This is a genomic window from Phormidesmis priestleyi ULC007, assembly GCF_001895925.1.
Lineage (GTDB): Bacteria > Cyanobacteriota > Cyanobacteriia > Leptolyngbyales > Leptolyngbyaceae > Phormidesmis_A > Phormidesmis_A priestleyi_A.
Map to the genome: position 1 here is coordinate 156,343 of NZ_MPPI01000007.1, position 8,066 is coordinate 164,408.

Annotated in this window: 8 protein-coding genes; 3 read left to right on the forward strand and 5 right to left on the reverse strand. The window is 49.1% G+C overall.

What is annotated here, in order from left to right; genetic code table 11:
- Nucleotides 1–36: 36 nt before the first annotated feature.
- The 5 genes from BRW63_RS08595 to glpX form a co-directional block, all read right to left on the reverse strand.
- On the reverse strand, nt 37–2,916 hold the full coding sequence (locus tag BRW63_RS08595; protein WP_073070477.1) for a UPF0182 family protein: 2,880 nt from the start codon (nt 2,914–2,916) through the stop codon (nt 37–39).
- A 59-nt stretch (nt 2,917–2,975) separates the two neighbouring features.
- Nucleotides 2,976–3,221: a type II toxin-antitoxin system HicA family toxin gene (locus tag BRW63_RS08600; protein WP_073070478.1), complete on the reverse strand. Its 246-nt coding sequence runs from the start codon at nt 3,219–3,221 to the stop codon at nt 2,976–2,978.
- Nucleotides 3,218–3,427 carry a 2-oxoisovalerate dehydrogenase gene (locus tag BRW63_RS08605; RefSeq protein WP_073070479.1) on the reverse strand — a complete coding sequence of 70 codons (210 nt, stop codon included), beginning with the start codon at nt 3,425–3,427 and terminating at the stop codon, nt 3,218–3,220. The genes BRW63_RS08600 and BRW63_RS08605 overlap by 4 nt, the downstream gene beginning before the upstream one ends.
- A 208-nt stretch (nt 3,428–3,635) precedes the next feature.
- The gene (locus BRW63_RS08610; RefSeq protein WP_073070480.1) at nt 3,636–4,931 is read right to left on the reverse strand and encodes a glutamyl-tRNA reductase; all 1,296 of its coding nucleotides are present in this window, start codon (nt 4,929–4,931) and stop codon (nt 3,636–3,638) included.
- A 129-nt stretch (nt 4,932–5,060) separates the two neighbouring features.
- Nucleotides 5,061–6,098, reverse strand: coding sequence for a class II fructose-bisphosphatase (glpX, locus tag BRW63_RS08615; RefSeq protein WP_073070481.1), 1,038 nt, complete (start codon nt 6,096–6,098; stop codon nt 5,061–5,063).
- Between the two features lie 272 nt (nt 6,099–6,370).
- On the opposite strand from glpX, the gene BRW63_RS08620 reads away from it, so the two are divergent.
- The 3 genes from BRW63_RS08620 to BRW63_RS08630 all read left to right on the forward strand — a co-directional run.
- Nucleotides 6,371–6,613, forward strand: a complete 243-nt coding sequence (locus tag BRW63_RS08620; protein ID WP_073070528.1) for a Calvin cycle protein CP12 — start codon at nt 6,371–6,373, stop codon at nt 6,611–6,613.
- 80 nt (nt 6,614–6,693) lie between these two features.
- Entirely contained in the window at nt 6,694–6,918 is a 225-nt protein-coding gene (locus BRW63_RS08625; protein ID WP_073070482.1) for a hypothetical protein, read from the forward strand.
- Nucleotides 6,919–7,157: 239 nt separating this feature from the next.
- The coding region (locus BRW63_RS08630; protein WP_145980192.1) for an AAA family ATPase at nt 7,158–8,066 on the forward strand (909 nt) is incomplete at its 3' end.

The following is an 8,066-nucleotide window of genomic DNA, read 5'->3' on the forward strand; positions in this document are numbered from 1 at the left end:
TGGTTTCGGTTCGGCATTCAAAACTACCTAACCCGATTATTCAACCGGACGCACGATCGCAGGTGTCTTCGTAGGCGTAGGTTGAAAGATTGCTTGCAGTGCTTCATCAAGGGTTGCTGCCATCGCGATCTGATTTTCGTAGGCAACAATCACGCGTACTAGTGTAGGTAAACTGTTTTGTTCCGCTTCGAGGTAGAGCGGCTCGACATAAAGCAGCGATCGCTCGATCGGAATCACCAACAAATTTCCTTGAACGACGCGTGATCCGGCTCGGTTCCAAAGAGAAATTTGCTGGGAGATCACCGGATCTTGATTGATTCGGGCCTCAATTTGCTCAGTGCCAAAGACCAGTTCTTGTTTAGGAAACGTGTATAGCAACAGTTTGCCGTAGTTTTCACCGTCCGATCGAGCCGCTAACCAGGCGATCAGATTTGTGCGTTGATTGGGCGTGTAGGGCAACAACAAAATAAATTCTTCACTGGCAGCAGTTGGGAGTTTGGTAATCAAATAATAGGGTTCAACGGGCTGCGTTTTGTTGCCATAAATCTCATTCGGAACTTGCCATTGATCTTCACGATTATAGAAAACTTGCGGATCAGTCATGTGATAGGTAATCAACCGTTCAGCCTGACTGTTAAAGAGATCGATCGGATAGCGAAGATGACTGAGCAACGCAGGCGGTAATGTGGCGATCGGTTTCAACAAGTTTGGAAAAATTGCTGCCCAACTTTGAATCATCGGATCTTGAGCATCCGACACATAGAAGTCTACTGAACCGTTGTAAGCATCAACCACAACTTTAACGGAGTTGCGAATATAGTTAAAGCCAAACTGTCCGGGGTCGGAATAGGGATAGCGATCGCTCGTAGTATAAGCATCGACAATCCAGTAAAGACGGCTGGGAGTGGCTCCTTGATTTTCTTTAACGTCTGCCACGACGAGATAAGGATCTTGGTCATAGCGCAGAAAAGGGGCGATCGCGCGAATTCGTTCGTTAATGTTGCGACGGAACAGCAGCTTTGTTTGTTCAGTAAAATTGCTCGTTAAAAGCATCTGCCAGTCGCTGAGATAGTTAGCAAACAGCAAGCGCCGCCAAGGAGCCGCGATTTTAATGCCGCCTCGCCCATCGTAAGTGTTGTAAGCGTTTTCATTGCCGCTCGGATAGTCAAACTCTTGCACCTTGGTCGCAGTCATAACATAGGTGTGAGCGCTTTCGCCGTAGTAAATGCGCGGATTCTCGATCGGAATGCTGGCTCGAATCTGCTGACTCGAAAGCCGCAAGTTGCCGTTGCCTTGATTGGGAGCATCCACGCCAATATCGCGCACAAAATAACCAGGTAGACCGCCGGGTGCCACTCGATTCACTGGGCTGAGGGTAAATCCATAGCCGTGCGTGTAGGTCAAATGCTCGTTGACCCAAGTTTGAGCCTCTGGCGGAACATTGTTGTAGTCAAGTTCGCGAGCGGCGATTAAGACTTGCTGTTCTTCAGTTGTGCGCTTTGACTGCTCACTGGGGAGCGTATAGCGATCGATGTCGGCATCAAAAAAAGTGTAATAGGGACGAATCTGCTGAAGCTGTCGGTTAGTTTGCAGCAACGGGCGAGTATCCCACAGGCGAATATTGCGAATGGTCAAAGCGTTTTTCTGAAGCGCTTCTAAGGTGAGATCGTTTTGCGGATTGAAGGTTTGAGCGTCGATTTCGGTGAGGTTAAAGGCTTCTCTGGTTTTGGCGATGCTGCGCTCAATATAGGGTCGTTCTTTCGCTAACTCGTTGGGCTGGACGGCAAAGCGTTGGACTGAAATCGATAACAGCGGAGTCGCGATCGTTGCCACTAATCCATAAATCGCGAGTCCGTAGAACAATTTTGAATTCTGGATTCTGAACTTTGAGTTGAAGCAAGCGCGGTAGAAAAAGTAGAGCGCGATCGCCACTGCTGCAAAACTCAACGCAGTATAGGCAGGTAATTGCACCGCAACATCTGTGTAACTAGCTCCATAAGCAACGCCGCGAGTTGAATAGAGCAACTCATAGCGACTGACCCAATAGCTGAGGGCGATCGCCAGCATCAAACATCCGCCTAGCCCTGATAAATGGCGCTGTTGTTGCGGCGAAAAGCCTGAAACTGTTCCTTCACTCAAGCTGTTGCCTGACAGTAGATAGATTAAACAAACGGCGACAAATCCATAAATAAATAATCCGATCAGCCAATATTGCAGCAGTTCTGCGATCGGCAAAAAGAATACATAATCACCCACATTTCGATTAAAGAGTGGCTCAATCCCATCAAACGAGATGGCGTGGAGGGCTTGCAGCACCTTGCCCCAATGGTGCGACAGAATAAATCCTAATCCCAAGCTGAAACCGATCGCGATCACGGTTAATAAAAATCGTGGATAGATCAGCAGCGCGATCGCAAATCCAGCTAAGGCGATCAGTTCCAGCGAGGCAACCCACCCTTGTCCTAATGGCGCAAAGAGTTGAGCGAGGATTTGCGCGATCGTGTCTAAGCCAAATTGAGTCGGTGAGACTGGAGAAATATTAGGAAGCACCCAGTTAAGCTGCCAAAAACTCGCGGCGGTCTGCCCATAGTGCAGCAGCAAAACCCCAATCAGCAGACTGAGGGCAAACGTGAGGGGAATCAGCCAGAAGAGAGCATTAGGAGAATTTGAATGTTGAGTTTTTGAAGGTTGGGGCTTGAGTCGATCGGCGTGAACAAGATTGCCGAGAAGAAACCAGGCTGAACCAAGGGTGACGATCGTCCAGATTGCCGCTTGAGTGCCCAGCCGCAGCCAAAACACCCGCAAATAACCCACTTCTTGAAACCAAAAGCTTTCTGCAATCAAATGAGACAGCAGATCAAACCCGAACCACAGCCCTACTAAGGGAACGAATGATTTAGAGACTTGATTCCACATACAAAACGCAAGGATCAAAAGTCAGGTAGCAAACCAACCGCACAGAGTTAAGAGAGTAATTACTTGCCAAACAACTCTTGTACTAGATTATCTCGACTCAATTTTGTATGTTCAGCTACTTCTCTCAGAATGGCAGAGAGCGTTCCAACTTTGATGGCATCGTGATCTGGAACTGTGATCTGATGCTCTCCACCTGACTGAGTTGTTAGCCGAATATGGCTCCCGTTCTGACGCTGGACGACATATCCAAATTTAGCAAGAAGCTTCGCGAGTTCCTGTCCAGACAGATCACGCGGCAGTTTCATGAGGCGATAACTTCATCTCTTACAAAATGCAATCGGATCAGTTTGGGGCGGTTCTGCTCATCTGCAAAATGGCACCGCACAGCATCCCGAATTTCTTCTCGTAAAGTGGCAACGTCATCTGCTTCGGTGAAAATCGCTGCTCCCAAGGCGCGAGCAGTGTAGCCACCATCTGGATCATCTTCAATCAAAAACACAATTTCAGTCATAAGATACGAACGATCGGTTTCAGCTTGCTGTTTGCTTTACGTCTATTTTCTGGCATTGCTGAATTACGGTATGAAATGCTAAATTCGCCCTCACCCTAGCCCTCTCCCAGAAGGAGAGGGAACAAGACTTCTGGCTCCCTTCTCCCTGGGGAGAAGGGTTGGGGATGAGGGCAATTCATACATTCATTCAGAAACGTCTATTTTCTTTCTACACTCTCGCTTGCTGATTTGAGGGGGTTTCTAGATTAAACAACACCGTTAATGTCTGCATCGCTTGACGACGAGCTTCAATATCCTGCTGTGCCCTCAACTGCACCATCGGATCGTGCAAAATTTTGTTGACAATGCCGCGAGTCAGCGCCTCGATCACTTCTTTATGACGATCGCCAAACTCATTCCCCAATCTCGATAGCGCTTTTTCTAATTCTTGAACACGAATCGTTTCTACTTTGTCTCGCAGGCTGCTGATCGTGGAAACAGTTTCGAGCGATCGTAGCCACAGATCAAATCCGTCGATCTCTTCGTCGAGCAGCAATTCGGCTTCCATTGCCATCTGGCGGCGGCTTTCTTGGTTTTGCGCGACCACGGCTTTCAAATCATCCACGTTAAAGGCTTGGACGTGGGGCAACTCGTTGACGTTCGCATCGACGTTGCGAGGAACGGCGATGTCAAACAGCATTGAATGTTGATTGGGCTGCAACACAGACTCTAGCTTGGCGCGATCGAGAATCGGTTCGGTTGCCGAGGTGCTAGTGAAAATAATATCGGAGTCAGCGATCGTCGGCAGCATTTCCGCCATCAGACCCAGATGCAGCGGCGCATCGGGAAACAGTTTGGCTAACTCATTAGCGCGCTCGATCGTGCGGTTCAAAATCGTAATGTGAGTGGCACCTTTAGACAACAAATGCTGAACCAGCAACCGAGACATCTTACCCGCACCGAGGATCAGCACGCGACAAGCCGCTAAATTTTGGGCTTTAATCTGCGCCAGTTCGACGGCTGCCGAGCTAATTGAAACCGCTCCCGTGCCGATGCTAGTTTCGGTGCGAACGCGCTTCCCGGCGGTGATTCCCTGCTTGAAGAGTTGATTGAGAATCCGACCTACGCCGTTGTGTTGCTGCCCTAGTTTGTGACACTGTTTCACCTGGGCTAAAATTTGTCCTTCGCCCAAAACCAGACTGTCTAACCCTGACGAGACTCGCATCAAGTGCATAACTGCATCCTGGTGCAGCAGCGTGAAGAGATATTGACGCAAATAGATCGCAGGCAGCTTGCTGTGTTCTGAAAGAAACTGAATGACTTCGCGAATGCCCTGCTCAGTTTCGGTAGTGACAATATAGATTTCTAGACGGTTGCAGGTGCTGAGAACTGCGACCTCTTCTAAGTGAGGATAGCTGCACAACTCTGCGATCGCCTTGTCATAAACGGGTTCAGGAATACTCAGTTTTTCGCGAACTTCAACCGGAGCTGTTTTATGACTCAGCCCCACAACGGCAATGTTCATTTTAAATTCACTCTAAAATTACGATGCTGAACGCGATGAATTTGAAAATTAACGGGTCAAGAATGGTGAGCAAACAGGGAATAGTCCAACACCTCGCGGACTATTCCCTATCGCCGATCGACCGAGCGATTAGTGCAGTTGCACCACTTTGGGCTGTCCAGACATGTGAACGGTGTCAACAAATCGAGCCGTCTGAGATTTGTTGGAGATCACCAGCGACTGGGTTCTTGCGCCGCCCTTAAAGAAGCGCACCCCTTGCATCAGGTTGCCAGGAGTGATGCCGCATCCTGCAAATAGCACGGTGTCACCCGATGCCAATTCGCTTGCGTCATAGACTTTATCGGGGTCGTTGATGCCCATGCTTTTCAGACGATCGATGTTAGCTTCTCTGCTTTCACCAATTAGACCTGTTTTCACCACTTCTGGATCATAGATCAGTTGTCCTTGGAAGTGCCCACCCATTGCGCGCATTGCGGCGGCAGAAATGACTCCTTCAGGAGCCGCACCGATGCCCATCAGCGCGTGAATGTTGGTGCCTGCAAAGCCGCAAGAGATGGCAGCGCCCACGTCACCATCGCTGATTAGCTGCACTCTGGCACCTGCTTCACGGATTTCAGCGATCAGACCGTTGTGGCGTTCGCGCTTCATCACGACGATGACGAGTTCTTCGATCGAGCGATCTAAACACTCAGACAAAATCTTCAAGTTCTCAGTGGCAGACTTGTTGATGTCTACTCTGCCTTTGGCAGCCGGAGGAGCCGCAATTTTCTTCATGTAAAAATCGGGGGCGGCAAACAATCCACCTTTTTCGGAGATTGCCAGCACTGCCATTGAGCCGGGTTGACCATAAGCGCAAAGGTTGGTGCCTTCGCAGGGGTCAACGGCGATATCAATCTCGACTAACTCATCGGGGTTGCAGAAGGTTTTGGCATCGGGTTGAGTACACACCCCCACTTCCTCGCCGATATAGAGCATCGGAGCGTCATCTCGCTCTCCTTCTCCAATCACGATGCGACCCCGCATGTAGATTTTATTCATCCGCTCCCGCATGGCTTCGACTGCCACGTGGTCAGCCATGTTTTTATCCCCTTTTCCCATCCAGCGAGCGGAGGCGATCGCAGCCTGCTCAACCACTTCAATAATCTCTAAGCCCAGCGTGTTTTCCACGAAGTAAGTCCTCCAACTGCTGATATTGAGCCACTTTGAAAAGCGCTCTCAGTTTACAAGTCTACCAAAAGGGGGTGATGCCTTCTTATTTACCTGTGTGTTAAGTTTTGCGATGGAAAAAGCCGGGATCAGCGATAGGCAGAGATCTGTCTGGGGAGGAAGTTCGATCAGGCTAACGGGCGCTAAGTTGAATTCAGGACTTTTGAGAGTCTTAATTCAAAAGCTACTTAGTCAAAAGTCCAATGATCACTCCTAGTCAGGAAAATAAGCCGATGACTCCAGAGACAAAAGTTCCTTCTACAAATGTTGAAAACCAGCTTCAAGAGTTAACAGAGCAAGCTCGGACTGCCTGTGCGACGACGGGAGATGCGTCGAGTGAATGTGTAGCGGCTTGGGATGCGGTGGAAGAAGTGCAAGCCGAGATGTCTGATCAAAGTCCAGACAAACGGTCTAGCCTCGATCGCTATTGTGCCGACAGCCCGGATGCCGCAGAATGTCGTATTTATGATGTTTAAATGACAGTTGTGTCAGCGATCGCAAGATCTTCAAAACTTTTAACAGAGCGATCGCTGACTCATTACCAGCAGGCTTTTTGATGGTTAGTTTGTTTGTCTGGTTTGCAGCAGCTTGGGTCGGGGGAACGGCGGCAATATTGGGTAGCTTGATGGCGATCGGGACGCTAATTCTCTGGTGTGTCCCCAATCAGTCTGGGGCGTGGCAAAATCAATTGAAATTATTGGGATTTTCGGTGGGGTTGACGATCGTGGGTTTTGCCCTCCTCTTCATATTTTCTGGCAGCCCCGCGAATATAAAATTCTGACCCATTAGATTTCGTATGGGCACGGCATTGCTGTGCCCTCCTCTCGTATGGCATTGCCTCGCCCTCATTTCTTTCCAAATCGATTTTTGCCTGTACAATTGCTCAAAATCGTCAAAAAACCGAAAAATATATAGAACGCTTGTTCTAACTGTGCTATCAATATAGGAAACTCGCTCATTTCCAGCCACAAAGCCCTATTCGGGCTACACTAAACACTCATTTTTCGGTCAGAACAGCCTGTGTACGTCAAGCGCGTCGAACTGACTAACTTCAAATCTTTTGGTGGCACCACTCCGATTCCGTTGCTGCCGGGGTTTACTGTGATTTCGGGCCCAAACGGGTCAGGCAAATCAAATCTGCTCGACGCATTGCTGTTTTGCTTGGGTTTGGCAGGCTCTAAAGGAATGCGGGCAGAGCGGCTCCCTGACTTGGTAAATCACACCCAAAGCACACGCGGACGATCGACCGTTGAAGCCGCCGTTACCACCACGTTTGACCTGTCTGACGAGCTTGATTTGCTTAATACATTGGGCAAGCCCGAAGGTGAGGAAGTCGAACTGGCATCCAACCAAAATGGACACACCAACGGCAATGGTAACGGTAACGGTGCAAGTGAAACTCCTAACACCGAATGGAGCGTTACCCGAAAACTAAGAGTCACTCAGCAAGGCACTTATACCTCTAACTATTTTATTAACGGCGAACCCTGCACCCTGACTGATTTACACGAGCAACTCAATCGTCTGCGAATTTATCCTGAAGGTTACAACGTTGTGCTTCAGGGAGACGTAACGCGGATCATCTCCATGAACGCAAAAGAGCGGCGAGAAATCATTGATGAAATGGCTGGTGTGGCATCGTTCGATCGCAAGATCAATCAAGCCAAAGACAAGCTCGACGCGGTAAAAGAGCGAGAAGACAAATATCACATCGTCGAAAAAGAATTGATCGATCAGCGCGATCGTCTGGCACAAGATCGCATCAAAGCTGAAAAATATCAAAAACTTCGCGGCGAACTGCAAGCCAAAGAGCAGTGGGAAGTCGTGATTCGCTATCGGCAAGCTGCCCGAAGTGTCGAGCAACTGCAAGCGCAAATTCAGACTGGCGAGACAGAAATCGTTGATTTAACGACTCAGATTGCGGCGATC

Coding starts and splice junctions, on each gene's coding strand:
- BRW63_RS08625 (WP_073070482.1), top strand. CDS start 6,694: ATGGTTAGTTTGTTTGTCTGGTTTGCAGCAGCTTGGGTCGGGGGAACG.
- BRW63_RS08595 (WP_073070477.1), bottom strand. CDS start 2,916: ATGTGGAATCAAGTCTCTAAATCATTCGTTCCCTTAGTAGGGCTGTGG.
- BRW63_RS08600 (WP_073070478.1), bottom strand. CDS start 3,221: ATGAAACTGCCGCGTGATCTGTCTGGACAGGAACTCGCGAAGCTTCTT.
- BRW63_RS08620 (WP_073070528.1), top strand. CDS start 6,371: ATGACTCCAGAGACAAAAGTTCCTTCTACAAATGTTGAAAACCAGCTT.
- BRW63_RS08605 (WP_073070479.1), bottom strand. CDS start 3,427: ATGACTGAAATTGTGTTTTTGATTGAAGATGATCCAGATGGTGGCTAC.
- BRW63_RS08610 (WP_073070480.1), bottom strand. CDS start 4,931: ATGAACATTGCCGTTGTGGGGCTGAGTCATAAAACAGCTCCGGTTGAA.